Annotated in this window: 18 protein-coding genes; 13 read left to right on the top strand and 5 right to left on the bottom strand. The window is 70.2% G+C overall.

Annotation, left to right across the window (positions count from 1 at the left end; all coding sequences use genetic code 11):
• The first annotated feature begins 60 nt into the window (after positions 1 to 60).
• From AB0B68_RS13665 to AB0B68_RS13630, 8 genes are all read left to right on the top strand, one after another.
• Positions 61 to 441 (top strand): hypothetical protein, encoded by a 381-nt coding sequence (locus AB0B68_RS13665; RefSeq protein WP_357260153.1) that lies wholly within the window; start codon positions 61 to 63, stop codon positions 439 to 441.
• Between the two features lie 69 nt (positions 442 to 510).
• A complete protein-coding gene (locus AB0B68_RS13660; protein WP_357260150.1) occupies positions 511 to 1,365 on the top strand; it encodes a hypothetical protein in 855 nt (284 codons plus the stop codon).
• 82 nt (positions 1,366 to 1,447) lie between these two features.
• On the top strand, positions 1,448 to 2,035 hold the full coding sequence (locus tag AB0B68_RS13655; protein ID WP_357198258.1) for a DUF4178 domain-containing protein: 588 nt from the start codon (positions 1,448 to 1,450) through the stop codon (positions 2,033 to 2,035).
• 101 nt (positions 2,036 to 2,136) lie between these two features.
• Positions 2,137 to 2,931: a hypothetical protein gene (locus AB0B68_RS13650; protein ID WP_355004676.1), complete on the top strand. Its 795-nt coding sequence runs from the start codon at positions 2,137 to 2,139 to the stop codon at positions 2,929 to 2,931.
• A 72-nt stretch (positions 2,932 to 3,003) separates the two neighbouring features.
• On the top strand, positions 3,004 to 3,660 hold the full coding sequence (locus AB0B68_RS13645; protein ID WP_357260147.1) for a hypothetical protein: 657 nt from the start codon (positions 3,004 to 3,006) through the stop codon (positions 3,658 to 3,660).
• Between the two features lie 10 nt (positions 3,661 to 3,670).
• The gene (locus tag AB0B68_RS13640; RefSeq protein WP_357198264.1) at positions 3,671 to 4,480 is read left to right on the top strand and encodes an SDR family oxidoreductase; all 810 of its coding nucleotides are present in this window, start codon (positions 3,671 to 3,673) and stop codon (positions 4,478 to 4,480) included.
• A 169-nt stretch (positions 4,481 to 4,649) separates the two neighbouring features.
• Positions 4,650 to 5,189: an orotate phosphoribosyltransferase gene (gene pyrE / locus AB0B68_RS13635; RefSeq protein WP_112586136.1), complete on the top strand. Its 540-nt coding sequence runs from the start codon at positions 4,650 to 4,652 to the stop codon at positions 5,187 to 5,189.
• Positions 5,190 to 5,246: 57 nt separating this feature from the next.
• Complete coding sequence (locus AB0B68_RS13630; protein WP_030332125.1) at positions 5,247 to 5,624, top strand: metalloregulator ArsR/SmtB family transcription factor; 378 nt, start codon at positions 5,247 to 5,249, stop codon at positions 5,622 to 5,624.
• A gap of 164 nt (positions 5,625 to 5,788) precedes the next feature.
• Here AB0B68_RS13630 and AB0B68_RS13625 read toward each other — a convergent pair whose 3' ends face one another.
• The gene (locus AB0B68_RS13625) at positions 5,789 to 6,610 is read right to left on the bottom strand and encodes a DedA family protein (RefSeq protein WP_355004680.1); all 822 of its coding nucleotides are present in this window, start codon (positions 6,608 to 6,610) and stop codon (positions 5,789 to 5,791) included.
• Positions 6,611 to 6,740: 130 nt separating this feature from the next.
• The gene (locus AB0B68_RS13620; RefSeq protein WP_357260144.1) at positions 6,741 to 8,312 is read right to left on the bottom strand and encodes an LPXTG cell wall anchor domain-containing protein; all 1,572 of its coding nucleotides are present in this window, start codon (positions 8,310 to 8,312) and stop codon (positions 6,741 to 6,743) included.
• Positions 8,313 to 8,491: 179 nt separating this feature from the next.
• Here AB0B68_RS13620 and AB0B68_RS13615 point away from each other — a divergent pair, with 179 nt between their 5' ends.
• The gene (locus tag AB0B68_RS13615; RefSeq protein WP_357260141.1) at positions 8,492 to 8,971 is read left to right on the top strand and encodes a SigE family RNA polymerase sigma factor; all 480 of its coding nucleotides are present in this window, start codon (positions 8,492 to 8,494) and stop codon (positions 8,969 to 8,971) included.
• 2 nt (positions 8,972 to 8,973) lie between these two features.
• Positions 8,974 to 10,035, top strand: a complete 1,062-nt coding sequence (locus tag AB0B68_RS13610; RefSeq protein WP_357260138.1) for an LCP family protein — start codon at positions 8,974 to 8,976, stop codon at positions 10,033 to 10,035.
• A 73-nt stretch (positions 10,036 to 10,108) separates the two neighbouring features.
• On the opposite strand, the gene AB0B68_RS13605 is transcribed toward AB0B68_RS13610, so the two are convergent.
• Positions 10,109 to 11,680: an LPXTG cell wall anchor domain-containing protein gene (locus tag AB0B68_RS13605; protein ID WP_357260135.1), complete on the bottom strand. Its 1,572-nt coding sequence runs from the start codon at positions 11,678 to 11,680 to the stop codon at positions 10,109 to 10,111.
• Positions 11,681 to 11,826: 146 nt separating this feature from the next.
• Positions 11,827 to 12,039, bottom strand: a complete 213-nt coding sequence (locus tag AB0B68_RS13600) for a hypothetical protein (RefSeq protein WP_357260132.1) — start codon at positions 12,037 to 12,039, stop codon at positions 11,827 to 11,829.
• 124 nt (positions 12,040 to 12,163) lie between these two features.
• On the opposite strand from AB0B68_RS13600, the gene AB0B68_RS13595 reads away from it, so the two are divergent.
• On the top strand, positions 12,164 to 12,547 hold the full coding sequence (locus tag AB0B68_RS13595) for a phage holin family protein (protein WP_030491363.1): 384 nt from the start codon (positions 12,164 to 12,166) through the stop codon (positions 12,545 to 12,547).
• 135 nt (positions 12,548 to 12,682) lie between these two features.
• Complete coding sequence (gene fbaA / locus AB0B68_RS13590; protein ID WP_355004685.1) at positions 12,683 to 13,708, top strand: class II fructose-bisphosphate aldolase; 1,026 nt, start codon at positions 12,683 to 12,685, stop codon at positions 13,706 to 13,708.
• Between the two features lie 59 nt (positions 13,709 to 13,767).
• Here fbaA and AB0B68_RS13585 read toward each other — a convergent pair whose 3' ends face one another.
• On the bottom strand, positions 13,768 to 14,961 hold the full coding sequence (locus AB0B68_RS13585) for a hypothetical protein (RefSeq protein WP_357198283.1): 1,194 nt from the start codon (positions 14,959 to 14,961) through the stop codon (positions 13,768 to 13,770).
• Positions 14,962 to 15,210: 249 nt separating this feature from the next.
• Here AB0B68_RS13585 and AB0B68_RS13580 point away from each other — a divergent pair, with 249 nt between their 5' ends.
• Complete coding sequence (locus AB0B68_RS13580) at positions 15,211 to 15,639, top strand: DUF3151 domain-containing protein (protein ID WP_355004687.1); 429 nt, start codon at positions 15,211 to 15,213, stop codon at positions 15,637 to 15,639.
• Positions 15,640 to 15,745 lie beyond the last annotated feature (106 nt).

The raw sequence follows: 15,745 nt of genomic DNA, 5'->3' as shown, positions 1-15,745 counted from the left end.
ATGGCGCAAACCTCGTGATCAACGGGGTGGAGTGGGGCCGGACGGGGAAAGGGTGGAGGCATGTTTGGAATGCGGAAGGCTTGGGAGCGCGAATTGAGCGCCGCCGTCGACGAGTTGGTGACCGCTGAGACGCTCGCCTTTGGTGGGGTGGGGATCGCGGGCACCCTGTTGCCGGTGACCGAGGCGTACCACCGGGTCGAGGCCGCCCTCAGCGACCACCCCGATGAGGTACGCCGCCAGCTCGACCGGGTGCTGGTCGACGGCACACCCGCCGGCCGGGCGTACGCGGCCACGCTGCTGGAGCGGGTCGACCCGGAGACGGCCCGAGCGACGTGGACGTCGCTGCGGGACGATCCGAGCGAGTTGACCACCTTCGTCGGCTGCGTGATGGACCGGGAAACCCTCGGCACCTACGCCAGTCGGCGGCTCGCCGCAGCATGATCCATTCGCCGGTCGGCGCTGCCCGATCGGTTCTGCCGGTTGCTGACGACGCACCGTACGTTGCGAGCCATGAGCCCGCCCGCCACCGCGCCGCGTCCGCCCCGCCCGGCCACCGTGACCATCGCCTTCTGGCTGCAACTGGCCGTGGTGCTGGTGCTGCTCGGCCTGACCGCGCTGACGGTGGCCGAGGCGGTGCGCTTCGATGGCCAGATCGACCGCGCGGTACGACTGGTGCCGGACGCCGACCCGGACGAGGTGGCCGGCGAGCGGCAGGGCAACGTCGTGATGACGCTGATCCTCGGCGTGCCGGCGGTGTTGCTCGCGGTCTGGTTCGCGGCCACCGCCGTCCCGGTCTGGCGGGGCGCCAACGTCGCGCGGATCCTGGTCTTCGTGGCCAGCGGAGCGCAGTTGCTGATCTGCTTCGGGCAGTGCTGCTCCGGAAGTCTTCTCGTGCCGCTGCTGACCATGCCGGCGATCGGCGACGAGCCGCCACCGGACTGGGACGAAGAGTGGGAGACCTCGACGTTCTACGACACGCTCTACGCCGGCACCGATCCCTGGGAGGACCTGCTCATCCCCGCGGCAGGGCTGGGTGTGCTCACCGTTCTGGTCCTCTCCGCAGCCGTGACCCTGCTGCTGGCGCTGCCGCCGGCGAACCGCTGGTTCGTGCCGCGTACCGCGAACGAGGCGCTTCCCGGGCCAGCCCGGATGATGCCCGTCCCCACTTACGCCCCGACCGGTTACGGATACCCGACAGCTCCGCTCGTGCCGGGCTTCCTGCCGCCGAACCAGCCGCTCCCACCCGGCTACCTGATCTGCCCCGACCCGGCCGCGCACCTGACGCCGGGAGCACCGGGCACCTCACCAGGGCCGACGGGACCGCCGGTGCCGCCTCCGGAGGACGCACCCGACCACAATCGTTAGCTGAGCTGTCGGCCACAGCACGGCTCTTCCGGGTGCCGACGGTTGTTACCGTCTGCGCCGACGTACCTGGGGAGGTGGTCGCGTGGACGCGCTGGTGACGTGCCTGGTGGCGGCTGTTGCCGTACTAGCGGTGGTCGTGGTCGTGGTCGTCGTGCGGGCCCGCCGACGGCCGACGGGCCGGCCTCCCGGCCAGCCGGCGGAGCCGCCGCACGGTGGCCCGCTCCGCCGGCTGGCTCCGGGTGACAGCGTGCGGATCCGCGAGCGGGAGTACGCGGTGAGTGCCACGATCCGCCTGGTCGAGGGCGACTGGAGTTGGGTGCAGCACCTCCTCGACGACGACTCTGGCACCCGCCACCGGCTCTCCGTGGAGGACGGCCCCGAACTCGAGCTGGTCTTCTGGACCCCGGAGCCGGGCGCCACCGTCACTCCGGGCGCCCCGACCATCGAACTCGGCAGGCGGCGCTACACCTGGGCCGAGACCGGGCAGGCGCGTTACACCGCGACCGGCGAGACCGAGTTGCCGTCGACCGGGACGATGCGCTACCACGACTACCAGTCCGGTGGCACCGCGCGGCTGTCCTTCGAGGCGTACGGCGAAGAGGGCTGGCGGGTCGCCCGCGGTGACCTGCTCGACCCCGCCGACCTGACGATCCGCCCGCCCCGGGCCTGAGGCCCGCCGAGCCGGCCCGGGCGGACGCGCCGGGCTTGTCACGGCATGCCGAACTGGCCGGTTGTCGATACGGTGTGGGCGCGATCTAGGGAAGGAGAATCGTGGTCGATTCCCAGAGCACGCCGGCCCGTCAGCGGCCATCCATTGTGTCGATTTCCAGTTACCTGCTCTTCCTGTTCCTGGCGCTCCAGGTAATCAGTCTGATCATCACGCTCAGCACCTTCAGCAAGACGCGGGACGCGCTCCGCGAGGCGTACGCGGGCAGCGCCACCGACGGTGACCAGGTGGCCGACGTCTTCGCCGTCATCGGCATCGGCGGGAGCATCGTCCTGCTGCTGCTCGCGGTCGTGCTGGGTGTGCTGGCCCTGTTCAACAACCAGGGCCGCAACGGCGCCCGGATCACCACCTGGATCGTCGGCGGCATCATGGTCTGCTGCGTGGGCGGTGGTCTGCTCAGTAACGCGGCCGGCGGTTTCAACACCGGTGGCGGGACCACCGGCGACGCGCCGAGCCCGGAGGAGATCCAGCGCCGCCTTGAGGAGGCTCTGCCCTCCTGGGTGACCCCGGTCAGCCTCCTGCTGGGTGTGCTCAGCCTGATCGCGCTGATCACGGCGCTGGTCCTGCTGGCGCTGCCGAAGGCGAACCCGTTCTTCCGCAAGCCCACCGCGGGCTGGGAGCCGCCCACCCCGGGCGCCAGCTACCCGGGCCACCCGCAGGCGCCGGGTCAGCCCGGTTACCCGCAGGCGCCGGGTCAGCCCGGTTACCCGCAGGCATCCGGTGAGCCGGGTTATCCGTCGAGTGGGGAGCCGAGCTACCCGCCGCCACCGGCCGCGGACCGCCCGGACGACACGCCGCCCACGGATCGGCCCGGGTCAACCCCGCCGCCGAGTAACTGACGGCTCGATAAGCACGACGCCGACGATCCCTCCGAGTAGGTTGCAACCCGACGCCTACCGGAGGGATTCGTCGTGTCGTACCCGGAATCGGCACCGGCCCGCCGGCCCGCCGCCGCCCTGTCGGCCGCGACGGTGCTGTTGGTGATGGCGGTCGCCGCGCTCGCGTACGCGGTGGTCTCCCTGGTGGTGCTGGGCGGGACGGTCGACGGGTTCCGCTCCGCCGCCCGCGACACCTCGGCGAGCACGGAGCAGATCGACGGCGTGGTGGCTCTGCTCCGCGCGTCGGCCGTGCTGACGGCGGTGGTGGCGGTGCTGTCCGCGCTGCTGCTCGCCGGCCTGGCCCTCGGTCTGCTGGCCGGTCGCAACGGCGTCCGGGTGGCGACCTGGGTGGTCAGCGGGCTCGGTCTGCTCGCCGCCTGTTGCAGTGTGGTGGTGGTCGTCGGCGAACGGGCCGCGCCACTGCGAATGGGCTCGGGCGACCAGTCCCTCGCCGAGTTGCTGGGCCTGGTCGGCGACGCGTACCCGTCCTGGTGGATCCCGCTCAATGCCGGGCTTTCCGTCGCACAGGCGCTCGGTTACCTTGTAGTAGCTACGCTGCTGGCGCTGCCGGCGGCGAACAGCTGGTTCGGCCGCCACCGCTCGACGGCGCCAACCGCACCGCCCATGTTCCCGCCCGTCCTGCCCCAGCCCCCGTCGGCGCCGCATACGCCCCCGTACCCGCCCAGGTGAGGACCACTCCGTGACGCTCGACCCCACGACTGCCGAGCGCCGAGCCCTGATCACCGGGGCCACCGCCGGCATCGGCGCGGCGTTCACGCGACGCCTGGCCGCCGACGGCTGGCACCTGGTGCTCGTTGCCCGCGACGCGGCGCGGCTGACCGAGCTGGCCACCGAGCTGGGGTCCACGTCCGGACGCGAGGTGGAGACGATCTCCGCGGACCTGTCCACCGACGACGGCTGCGCCATCGTGGAGCAGCGGCTCGCCGACGGCAGCCCGGTGCACCTGCTGGTCAACAATGCGGGGATCAGCCTGAACAAACCGTTCCTGCGCTCCACGGCGGAGGACGAGGCGCGACTGTTGCGACTCAACGTGCACGCGGTCATGCGGTTGACCCTGGCGGCGCTCCGACCGATGACCGAACGGCGAAATGGGGCAGTGATAAATGTCTCTTCGGTCGCCGGGTTCGGGACGGCGATGCCCGGGTCCACATACTCCGCCAGCAAGGCGTGGGTCACCAACTTCAGTGAGTCCGTCGGCCAGTCAGCGCTGCCGTTCGGCGTTCAGGTGATGGCCCTCTGCCCCGGCTACACCCGCACCGAATTCCATCAGCGGGCCGGCATCAACATGTCCAAGACGCCGGAGTGGCTGTGGCTGCGGGCCGAGGATGTGGTGGACGAAGCCTTGCGTGACCTGCGCAAAGGCAAGATGGTCAGCATCCCGGCGTGGAAGTACAAGGTGGTCGTGGCAGGTATGCGACACGCGCCGCGGCGGCTGCTCCAGGCGGTCGCGCGGGACACCCGCGGCCGGATCGGTCGCGACGAGCGCTGAGCCTCGACCGGCCCGCCGACCCCGAGCGAGTGGTGGGACGGCGTTGGCGCGCCGCTGTCGGGCCAGTTGCTGAGCGTAGTCGAGCATCGCCAGTCATCGGTTCCCCTCGGGGCTGATCAGGGTGGACCCCACACGCGGCGTTCAGAGTTGCGCAGTAACCTCTATCGCCATGGGGGACCACGACGACCTGCGTAAATTCATTACCGACCTGGCTGTGGTCCACGGCCGGGTCGTGCTCTCGTCGGGGCGCGAGGCAGACTGGTACGTGGATCTGCGGCGCGTCACGCTCCATCACCGGGCCGCTCCTCTGGTCGGCCGGGTGTTGCTCGACCTCACCGCCGACTGGGAGTTCGACGCCGTTGGGGGCCTCACCCTGGGCGCGGATCCAGTCGCGCTCTCGATGCTGCACGCCGCCGCTCCGACCGGCCGGGCCCTGGACGCCTTTGTGGTGCGCAAGGCGGGCAAGGCCCACGGTCTTCAGCGGCGGATCGAGGGACCGGAGGTGGCTGGCCGCCGTGTGTTGGCGGTGGAGGACACATCCACGACTGGCGGAAGTGTTTTGACAGCTGTCGAGGCTCTTCGCGAGGCCGGGGCGGAAGTCGTGGGTGTGGTGGTTATTGTTGATCGAGGCGCCGGCGACGCGGTGCGAGCCGCCGGATTGCCGTACCGGGCGGCCTATACGTTGGCTGACCTCGGCCTTGTGGCGTAAAAGTCTGCCGATTCGGATCTGCTGATATGCAGGCGGATCGATGCTGCTGGTGGAAGGATGGAATACGTGGGAACTGCGTTGGCCGAAATGACTATGCCTCAGATCTCGCCGCTAAACGGCGAGCCGATCGAACGTGCCGATGCCGAGCGTCTCGCCGGGGTCCTCAAGGCCCTTGCTGATCCTGCTCGGTTGCGGCTGCTCAGCCTGATCCAGTCGGCCCCCGAGGGCGAGGCGTGCGTCTGTGACCTGACCGCGCCGCTCGGCCTCTCTCAGCCGACGGTCAGTCACCACCTGCGCATCCTCACCGAGGCTGGCTTGTTGCAGCGGGAGAAGCGCGGTGTCTGGGCGTACTACAGCCTGGTCCCGAGTGCGATCGCGACGATCGCCGACCTGCTGACCCCGCCGCGTAAGCGGGCCACCAAGAAGGCCCGCTGACGTAGGCACCATGCCGTCCCGAGCCGGGGCGGCGTCCGGTGGCGAGCCAGGGGTGGCGCCACCGGTGGTTGACACCTGCTCGGCCCCGGTCGCACCACCGGAGGCCGGGTTCGACATGCCGACGGCCGACCCCCTCACCAGGGGGCCGGCCGTCGTCGTACCGCTCAACGGTCCTGACCGTGCTCCGGGCGGTGACGGCCGTCCTGGTGCTGGTCGTGGTCGAACGCCTCGCGGGCCGCCTCCACAGCGCCCGCGGCACTGGCCGCCGCGACCACAGCGACCGCCTCGCCGCGCTTACGAGCCCGCCGGTCGCGCAGGAACTCGAAGAAGATCGGCAGCACCGAGATCACGATGATCAGGGCCACCACCGGCAGGATGTAGTGGTCGATCTTGTCGCCGATGGCCTGGTAGATCTGCTCGGCCAGCAGGTAGCCGATCAGCAGGATGCCGTCCACCCAGAGCACCGCGCCGACGATGTTCCAGAGCAGGAACTTCTTGGCCGGCATGCCGAGCGCGCCCGCGACCGGGTTGAGGAACGTCCGGACGATCGGAATGAAGCGCGCCAGCACGACGGCCTTCGCCGGGCCGAACTTCTCGAAGTAGTACTCGGCCTTCTCCACGTACTCCTTCTTGAAGAGCCGGGAGTTCGGCCGCTCGAACATCGGCCGGCCGTACCGCGCGCCGAGCCAGTGCCCCAGCTGTGCGCCGAGGATCGCGCAGATCGGCCCACCGATCAGCAGGCCGGCGAGGGAGAGGCGGGTGCCGTCACCGAAGATCGCGTCCGCCACCGGTGACGAGGCCACCCCGGCGAGGAACAGCAGCGAGTCACCCGGGAAGAAGAAGCCCACCAGCAGGCCGGTCTCGGCGAAGAGGATCACCCACACGCCGATCAGCCCGAAGGTCTGCAACAGATCCTTGGGATCGAGCGGGTTCAGGGCGACGCTCTCCACGAGAGCGCGGGTCTTCTCAGCTGTGTCCACGGCCACAAAGGGTACCGAAGCCCGGGGCCCCGGCCGCGCCGGACCGGCCCGTCACCACCCGCCCGCGCCCGTAGGGCCCAACGACGGTGCCCCGCCGACCGTGGTGGTCGACGGGGCACCGGTGGTGCGGGGTGGATCAGGCGACGAAGCGGGTCCGGCGGCGCTTGGCCACCAGGTAGCCGCCGACGCCCGCGGCGAGCAGCAGCGCGCCGAGGCCGGCGATCAGCCCGGTGGACTGACCGGTGATCGGCAGCGAGCCGCCGTCACCGTCACCGTCATCGCCGCCGCCCTGGCCGCCGTCTCCGCCGCCGTTCACCAGGATCTGCGCGGTGTCGTTGGCCGGGTTCAGGTCCTTGATCTGCTTGTCTTCCTGCCCGGTGCTCAGCTTGACCTCACCGGTCTGGCCGCCGGCCTGGTCGATCCGCACCTGGAACTCGTAGTCGACCTTCTCGCCCTTCCTGATCGAGCCGAGCATGAAGCACTGGTAGACCCGCCCGCCGGGCTTGCCCGGCTCCCACCCGTCGTCCTCGGAGCTGAAGCAGTCCTCCGGAGCGCGGACGGCGGTGACGCCTTTCGGCAGCGTGACTGTGGTGCCGATCCAGGGCGACTCGCTGCCACCCGAGTTGACGGCCGCCGGCCCGTTGTTGACGTAGCCGACAGTGAGCGGGACGGTGGCGCCGACGTCGCCGGTCACCTTCGCGCCGCGCGCTGCCACATCGGCCCGCTGGTCGCCGGTCACCTGAAGGTCGACCCAGGTCGAGTTGTCCAACGGGTTGACGTCGGTCTGCCCGGAGCGCATGTTCACGACCGGCTCGAGCTTCAGCTCACCCTCGGTCCCGTTCGGCCCGATCTTGGCCGGGAGTTCGGCCTCGGACCTGTACTCGTCCCAGTCGGCAGGCGTGAACCAGATGGAGAACCCGCCGAAGCTGTTCGGCGCCCAGCTGTCGGCGGGCACCGTGAAGCCGAAGCTGTCGTCGAGGCGGAAGCTGGCGTTCTTGCCGATGGTCGCGTCGAAGCGGCAGGCGAATGCCCAGTCGTGCAGCGGGCCCTCGGTGTACTCGCAGTTCTCGTAGCGCTTCGACGGCTGAAGACCGTCCGCGCCGACGAAGAAGAGAACCGCGTCCTTCGCGGACGCCTCGCCCCGGTTCGTCACCTGGAACGGGGCCTTCAGCGTGGCACCGGGGGCGCCCTTGAGCTCCAGGAGCTCGTTGGTGGTGAGATCGACGCCCTCGCCGATCTCCACAGTCGAGCTGTAGGAGACGGATCCGGACTTGCCGTCCGACGTGACAGTGAAGTTCAGCTCGCCCTTCTGATCGGGCTTGGCGCCGGCCTTTGCGCGGACGACGAGGGAGACGAGGTTCAGGTACGAGCCGTCGTCGTCCTTGTCCTCTACCTCGCAGGTCAGGATCGCACCGGACTCGGTGCAGTTCTCGCCGCTGCTCTCGACGCTGGCGAAACCGTCGATCTTGCTCCGGTCCACCTTGATCGTGTAGTCGTCGGGCTGCCGCTCCGTGGTGAGCGAGAAGAGGGTTACCCACTTCTCGGTGCCTCCAGGCGCGACGATCACGTTGTTGGCGTACAGGTCGAGATTGTCTACCGCTGCGGCGGGGGCTGCCGGTGCGGCGACGGCCGGGCTGGCGGAGGCGGCGACGAACGCGCCTGCTACGCCCAGTCCGGCGAGCCAACGCCGGGTGGAGTGGGTGAGCATGAGGGGGTTCCTCCAGTTGGGGATCAGGTGGAGCCTGCGGATCTTAAGGAATTGCTAAGGCTGACTGCAGCCCTCAAAGCCGCCTGCCGAGCAAGACGAACCAAAAGGTTGATCGGCGTCACCGCAATGTTCGGTCGGTCCGCTTCCGTCAAGTGAGGCAGGAGCCCCCGGGAGGTGCAGTGACGTACGAGGAGTTCGCGGACACGCGGCTGGCCCCGCTACTGCGGTACGCGGTGATGCTGACCGGCGAACCACACCAGGCCCAGGATCTGGTCCAGGAGACCATGGTCCGGGTCCAGCTCAACTGGCGTCGGGTCGCCCGAGCCGACTCGCCCGAGCGTTACGTACGCCGGATGCTCACCAACCAGTACGTCGACTGGCGGCGCGGCTCGTGGGTGCGCCGGGTGCTGCTGCGCGGGGAGCCCGACGCATCGGTGCCGATGCCCACCGATCACGCCCAGTCCGCCGTGGACCGGGACCAGGTCTGGTCCTGGTTGTCCCGGCTGCCGCGTCGGCAGCGGGCCGCGCTGGTGCTGCGCTACTACGAGGACCTGCCCGACGTCGAGATCGCCGACATTCTCGGCTGTGCCGTCGGGACCGTCCGCTCGTCCATCTCCCGGGCCCTGGCCACGCTCCGGGCCGAGTACGTGGAGGCGTGAACATGATCGAGGATGACCTGCGTGCCGCGTTCGCCCGGCACGAACCGTTGACCCCGTCGACCGGCCCGCTGCGGGTCGCGATCGACCGGCTCGCCGCTGTCCGCCGTCGCCGCCGCCAGCGGTTCCAGGCCGCTGGCGTCACGCTGGCCCTGGTCGCCGCGCTCGGAGTCGGGGTGCCGCAACTGCGCCCCGACCGACCGGCTGCGGATCCGTTGATGTCCGGGCAACCGGCTGACGCGCGGTCCGAGGCGCTGAACGTCCTGTTGCTCGGGGTGGACGGCTTCGGCGACGAACCGCCGTACCGGTTGGCGGACTCCGTCCTGCTGGTGCACATCCCGGCGGACCGGAGCCGGCCGTACCTCATCTCGTTGCCGCGCGACCTGGAGGTGTCGATCCCCGGTCGGGGGATCGACAAGCTCAACAGCGCGTTCTGGAGCGGTGCCGGCGAGCCCCGGCCCGACCTGGACGCCGGCTACGACCTGACCCGCCGGGTGGTCGCCGACCTGACCGGGGTACGCGTCGACGCCGGCGCGGTGCTGACCTTCGCCGGGCTGCGCCGGATCACCGACGCTGTCGACGGGGTGGAGGTCTGCCTACCGAAGGAGGTTCGTTCCTGGCACACCCGCCGGGTCTTTCCGGCCGGCTGTCAGCGGCTCGACGGAGCTTCCTCCGTGGACCTGCTGCGGCAACGGCGGTACCTGCCCGATGGTGCGTTGGACCGGGACCGTAACGCCCAGCGCTACGTCGCCGGGTTGATCCGAGCGGCGGTCGCCAAGGACGTGCTGACCAGTCCGGTGCGGCTCACCGCACTGCTGTCGGCCCCCGGCACGGGTCTGGCGGTCGACGACGACGGCCTGCCACTGACCAGGCTGGTGGCCGTGCTGCCCAAGCTGAAGAGCGTCGACCCGGTGGGGCTCAGCCTCCCGGTGGGCCAGCCGGTGGATGACCGTACGCTGCTGCCGCTGGATCCGAAGCAGGGCCCGGAGTTCCTCGCCGCGCTGCGCGAGGATCGGTTGGCGCAGTGGGTGGCGCAGCACCCGGAGCAGGTCAACCCCGTCCGCTGACGGACGAGGACATCACGACGACGCCCCGCCAGCCCGGTACGGGTCGGCGGGGCGTCGGTCGGGTCGGGGTGGGTCAGGCGGTGAAGCGGCCGCCGTGGCGTCGGGCGAGCAGGTAGCAGCCCGCACCGGTGACGAGCAGCAGGGCGCCGATGCCGGCGATCACAGTGGTGGGGGTGCCGGTAATGGGCAGCGAACCGCCACCACCGCCGCCATCGCCATCACCGTCATCATCACCGTGGCCACCGCCGCTCTGGGCCGCGTTGACCACTATGGTCGCCTTGTCATTGGCCGGTTTGATGTCGTCCTCGAAACTGTCGCCGGGGGGGCACTCGCACGGTGCGTTGACCCGCACCGCACCCCGGGCGTTGGCGATGACCTTGTCGATGCGTAACCGGAACTTCATGGTGTAGGTCTGCCCCGCCACCAGCAGCATCTCCGAGGCGCACTGGTACGTGCGAGTGCCCGGCCGCAACTGGCAGGTGTCGGGGATCTCGACGGCGGTGGTGCCCGGTGGCAACTCGACGACGGTATGGGTGGCGGCCTCGTAGTCCGCATTCGTTCGGTCGAGCGTCGCCGGGCCGTTGTTCCGGAAGCCGACGGTGGCCGTGACGACGGCGCCGGCCGTCCCCTTGAGCGTGGCGCCGATCGCCGCGAGGTCAGTGCCGTTCGTGCCGGTGGCCTTGATGGTCCACCCGGTGTAGTCGTTGCCGGGGCCGACGTCGGTCTGGGCGGCCTGCCGCATCCTGCCGGGCGCCTCGGTCAGAGTCAGTTTCGGACCGCTGCCGGGGGTGGCCGTCCGGGCGCCGACGGCCGCCCGTACCCGGGTCAGGTCCTCGAAGTCGGCAACGGTCATGAATTGGGCGTAGCCGGACTGGTTGGTCGGCGCGTAGGTGTCAGTGGCGAGTTCGAGGTTCAGCGTGGTGGCCAGGCCGGTGCCCACCGGAATGTCCTCGTCGAACTGGCAGGAGACCAGGTGGTCGTCGGCGTAGCGGCAGTTGCTGAACCGGTCCTTGGCGCGGATCGAGTAGCTGAAATCGAAGACCGCGACGAATCCGCTGACGGCCTTGTCGCCGGCGTTCGCCACGACCAGCGGCACTGTCAGCTTTCCACCCGGCTTCGAGGAGAAGTCGGTGAACGGCCCGCCGGCCAGGTCGACCCCCTCGCCGACCCGTACGCGGGAGGTGTAGCTGCCGCGCCGGCCGCCGGCGGCCTCGTAACTGACCGCGACGTCCCCGGAGTCACCGAGCTGCGCACCCTCGGTGAGGGCAATGCGAACCTGCTTTGCCGCGTTGCGGTAGATCCCGCTGCCCAGCGGCGGCATCTCGTAGAGGGTGACATCGGCGGGCTCCGTGCAGACGAGAATGCCCGGCTCCGGCGCGGTGCACTTCTGGCCTTCGGCGGGGGTCACGGTGATCTTGGAGGCCAGGGAGCGATAGTCGTACCGCACGGAGACATCCTTGAGGACCGTCGGCTCGTCGGCGTACAGGAACAGGGCCCGGGTGGTCGGCGTCGCGCCGACGGCCAGGGTGGTGTCCTGGAAGTAGGGCTCGATTGTGGCCGCAGCGACGGCGGGGGTGGCGGAGGCGGCGATCAACGCGCCTGCGGCGCCGAGGCCGGTCAGCCAGCGGAGCGAGTGCTTGAACATGGGGGTCCTCCCGTGGGGGTACAGGTGGCGCTCGTCCAACCTAGGGACGCCCGGACCCCTCCGGTAACCCCTTCGGATCGACATTTGTCTAATGACCCGAACGGCTGAACACCCCTGTCGCAACGGGCAGCCGACCCGCGGCGGAATCAGCGGTAGTCGTCCTCGTCCCCGGTGACCACCCGGGCCTGCTCCATCGCGTCCCAGTCGTCGACCTCCAGGCCACGGTGCGGCTCACCGTCAACGTCGGTCGGGCCGGCGACAGTGGCCTGCTCGACCGCGTCCGCCGGGTCCGCCTCGGGGTCGCGTTCGTCGGGCGCGAGGTGGTCACCGGGGGTGAAGTCCTCGTCGGGCTGACCCATCGTCCCTCCCGGGGGTCTCGGGGCACGGTTCCCACCCACCGTACGGGCTGGGCCGGCGCGCCGCCCGGAAGCCGAGTAGGCGGAATCGGCCCTCGGCGACGCGACCCGATGCCAGGATGGTGCCGTGGGCTTCCTCATCAGACTGGCGATCACCGCGGTCGCGTTGTGGATTACCACGCTGATAGTGCCCGGGGTCGACGTGCATGGCCGCTCGGGTGGCAACACCGTCCTCACCCTGATCGTGGTGGCTCTGATCTTCGGCGTGATCAACGCGGTGCTCAAGCCGGTGATCCGGGTCGTCGGTTGTGTGTTCTACCTGCTGACCCTGGGCCTGTTCGCGCTGGTGGTCAACGCGTTGCTGTTCCTGCTCACCGACCGGATCGCCCGCGGGCTCGACCTGCCGTTCCAGGTGGACGGATTCTGGCCGGCGTTCTGGGGAGCCATCGTGATGACGGTGGTGACCTGGTTGATCAGCGTCATCGTGCCGGACAACCTGGACCGCCGGTGAACGACCAGCACCGGGTCGGTTGTTCCGGCGCACCTCACCTACGGGATACTTCCGGGCGGAGGACAGCGCGGTCCGGCGCACAAATGAAGAACAGCGGCCAGCACGGCCGAGAGTGGTAAGTAAGGAGCACATCACATGCCCATCGCTTCCCCCGAGGCTTACGCGGAGATGCTGGACCGCGCCAAGGCTGGCCGGTTCGCGTACCCCGCGATCAACGTGACCTCCTCCCAGACGCTGAACGCGGCGCTCAAGGGCTTCGCCGACGCGGAGAGCGACGGCATCATCCAGGTCTCCACCGGTGGCGCCGAATACCTCTCCGGTCCCTCGATCAAGGACATGGTCACCGGCGCGGTGGCGTTCGCCGCGTACGCGCACGAGGTCGCCAAGAAGTACTCGGTGAACATCGCCCTGCACACCGACCACTGCCCGAAGGACAAGCTGGACGGGTTCGTGCGTCCGCTGATGGGCATCTCGCAGGAGCGGGTGAAGCGCGGCGAGGAGCCGCTGTACCAGTCGCACATGTGGGACGGCTCGGCAGTGCCGGTCGCGGAGAACCTCGAGATCGCCGCGCAGCTGCTCGACGAGGCCGCCAAGGCCAAGATCGTCCTTGAGATCGAGGTCGGTGTCGTCGGTGGCGAGGAGGACGGCGTCGAGAACGCCATCAACGACAAGCTCTACACCACCACCGATGACGGCCTTGCCATGGTCGAGGCGCTCGGCCTCGGCGAGAAGGGCCGCTACATGGCGGCGCTGACCTTCGGCAACGTGCACGGCGTCTACAAGCCGGGCAACGTCAAGCTGCGTCCGGAGATCCTCAAGCAGATCCAGGACGCCGTCGGCGCCAAGTACGGCAAGGACAAGCCGCTCAGCCTGGTCTTCCACGGCGGCTCGGGCTCCCTGCTGAGCGAGATCCGCGAGGCTCTGGACTACGGCGTGGTGAAGATGAACATCGACACCGACACCCAGTACGCCTTCACCCGCCCCGTCGTGGACCACATGCTCCGCAACTACGACGGCGTGCTGAAGATCGACGGCGAGGTCGGCAACAAGAAGCAGTACGACCCGCGCGCCTGGGGCAAGGCCGCCGAGGCCGGTCTGGCCGCCCGGGTCGTCGAGGCCTGCGAGCACCTGCGCTCGACCGGCACCACGATGACCAAGTAACGACGTCCCGCCCGACGGCCGGCTCCCCGCACTGGGAGTCGGCCGTCGTCGTCAGGCCGTCAGGTCGTCAGCAGGCGTACGGCCTCGCGAACGTCGTCGGTGAGGTGGATCGTCGACGACAGGTCACCGAACGGGGACGCCGCCAGCAGCGGACGCAACAGCGCCTCCACCGGCAACTCCTCGGTCCAGTAGGCGCGGTCCAGGAAGATGTACGCCCCGCTGGCGCCGTCGGTGCCGTAGTAGGTCTTGGTGGCCGCCTGGAACACCTCCTGCACCGTGCCCGCCCGCCCCGGCGCGAAGACGATGCCGCCCCGGGCGAGGCGCAGAATGGTGTCCTCCCGGATCGCGTTCGAGAAGTACTTCGCGATCCGCCCGGCGAACAGGTTCGCCGGCTCGTGCCCGTACAGCCAGGTCGGAATGGCCAGACCACCCGCACGCGCCCAGCCCAGCTCGTCGCCACGTTGCCGGGGCACCCCCGCGTACCGCTGCCGGACCGTCAGCGCCGTGGCCGTGTACCGGTGGTGGTCGGTGAAGTCGGGGGCGGTGGCCAGCAGGTCGATCGCGGCCGTCACATCGGTCTCCGGCCGGTCCGCCAGGTAGGCGCCGAGGTTCGCGGCCTCCATCACACCCGGGCCGCCGCCGGTCACCACCAGCCGGTCGGCCCGCGCCAGCTCCCAACCCAGCACGGCCGCCATCCGGTACGCGGGACTGCCGCGCCGCACCGCGTGCCCGCCCATGATGCCCACCACCGACTGCGGCCCGAACGCGGTCAGCCAGACCCGGGTGGCGTCGGCCAGCGCGTTGTCCACGCCGTGATCGTGCAGCCGTTGACCCAGCGCCTCCTTGACGTCCGGCAACGCGCCGCCGTGCGCCCGGTAGTGGTCGTACACCCGGGTGTCGTACATCCCGGTGAACCCGCCCTCGGCGAACCCGGCGGCCAGGTCGTCCGGGGTGTAGAGGTGCGTCGGCTGGGTCGGGTACGGCAACCCGGAGAACGGCGGCACCACGTTCGCGCCCCGCCGGACCAGGTCGGCACCCACGTCCCGGGACGCGAACAGGCAACCGACGAAGAGGGTGCCGGCGACGTCGACGCCGGTCAGGTCGGGCACCGGCGCGAGGTCGAGCCGCAGGCCCTGAACGGTCAGCCCGGCCAGCCCACCGGTGGCCAGCTGCTGATCGAACTCGGCCCGGGTCTGGATCTCGCCGGCATGCAGGTGCGGCTCGATGACGTCCGCGGGAGGTGGGGTCGGCACCGGGCCATCCTGCCCCTCCGCCGGGGCCGGCCAAACCTCGGGCCGGGGGTGGAACCGACAGGAGCCCGATGGTCGTGGCCACCGGGCTCCTGCATTACCGGTTCCTGGGGAGGCTCCGGACCATTATTTGTAGTGGAAAACACCAGGCAGCGGCATAGGCCGCAGGCGTGACCAACTCCTCAGCCGTTCAGCGGGACACGTCGGCCGACCCGCTCGCGTGTCGCCCTGTCCAGCGGGTTGAATGGGGCGATGCAGAACCTTTTGCCAGAGCCACCGGCCACCCGCCTGCCCGCGAACGTCGAGGCCGACGCCGCCCTGGCCGCCGCCGACGAGGCCGGCACCGATGAGGCGTACGCCAACGTGGCGGCCGGCTTCCCGACCTACAGCGCGGCCTGGGCGGAGCTCGCGGCGCGGGCGTTCGCGCAGGGCCAGGTGGTGACGGCGTACGCGTACGCCCGCACCGGCTACCACCGGGGCCTCGACCAGCTGCGCCGCAGTGGTTGGAAGGGGCACGGCCCGGTGCCGTGGTCACACGAGCCCAACCAGGGCTTCCTCCGCTGCCTCTACGTGCTGTCCCGTGCCGCCGACGAGATCGGCGAGGCCGACGAGGCGGCCCGCTGTGCCCAGTTCCTGCGCGACTGCGACCCGGAAGCGGCGGACGCGCTGGCGAGCAACTGACCCCTGCCCCGACGGCCGGCCCCCGGACCGGGCGGGCCGCCGCGGGGGACACGCCATCCGCCCCCCCGGCGGCGGGCATAAGCCCGCCGTTCCGAAGAGGAAACCA

The sequence above is a fragment of the Micromonospora sp. NPDC049049 genome (genome assembly GCF_040649115.1).
Lineage (GTDB): Bacteria > Actinomycetota > Actinomycetes > Mycobacteriales > Micromonosporaceae > Micromonospora.
This window is presented reverse-complemented; position numbering and strand designations above follow the sequence as displayed.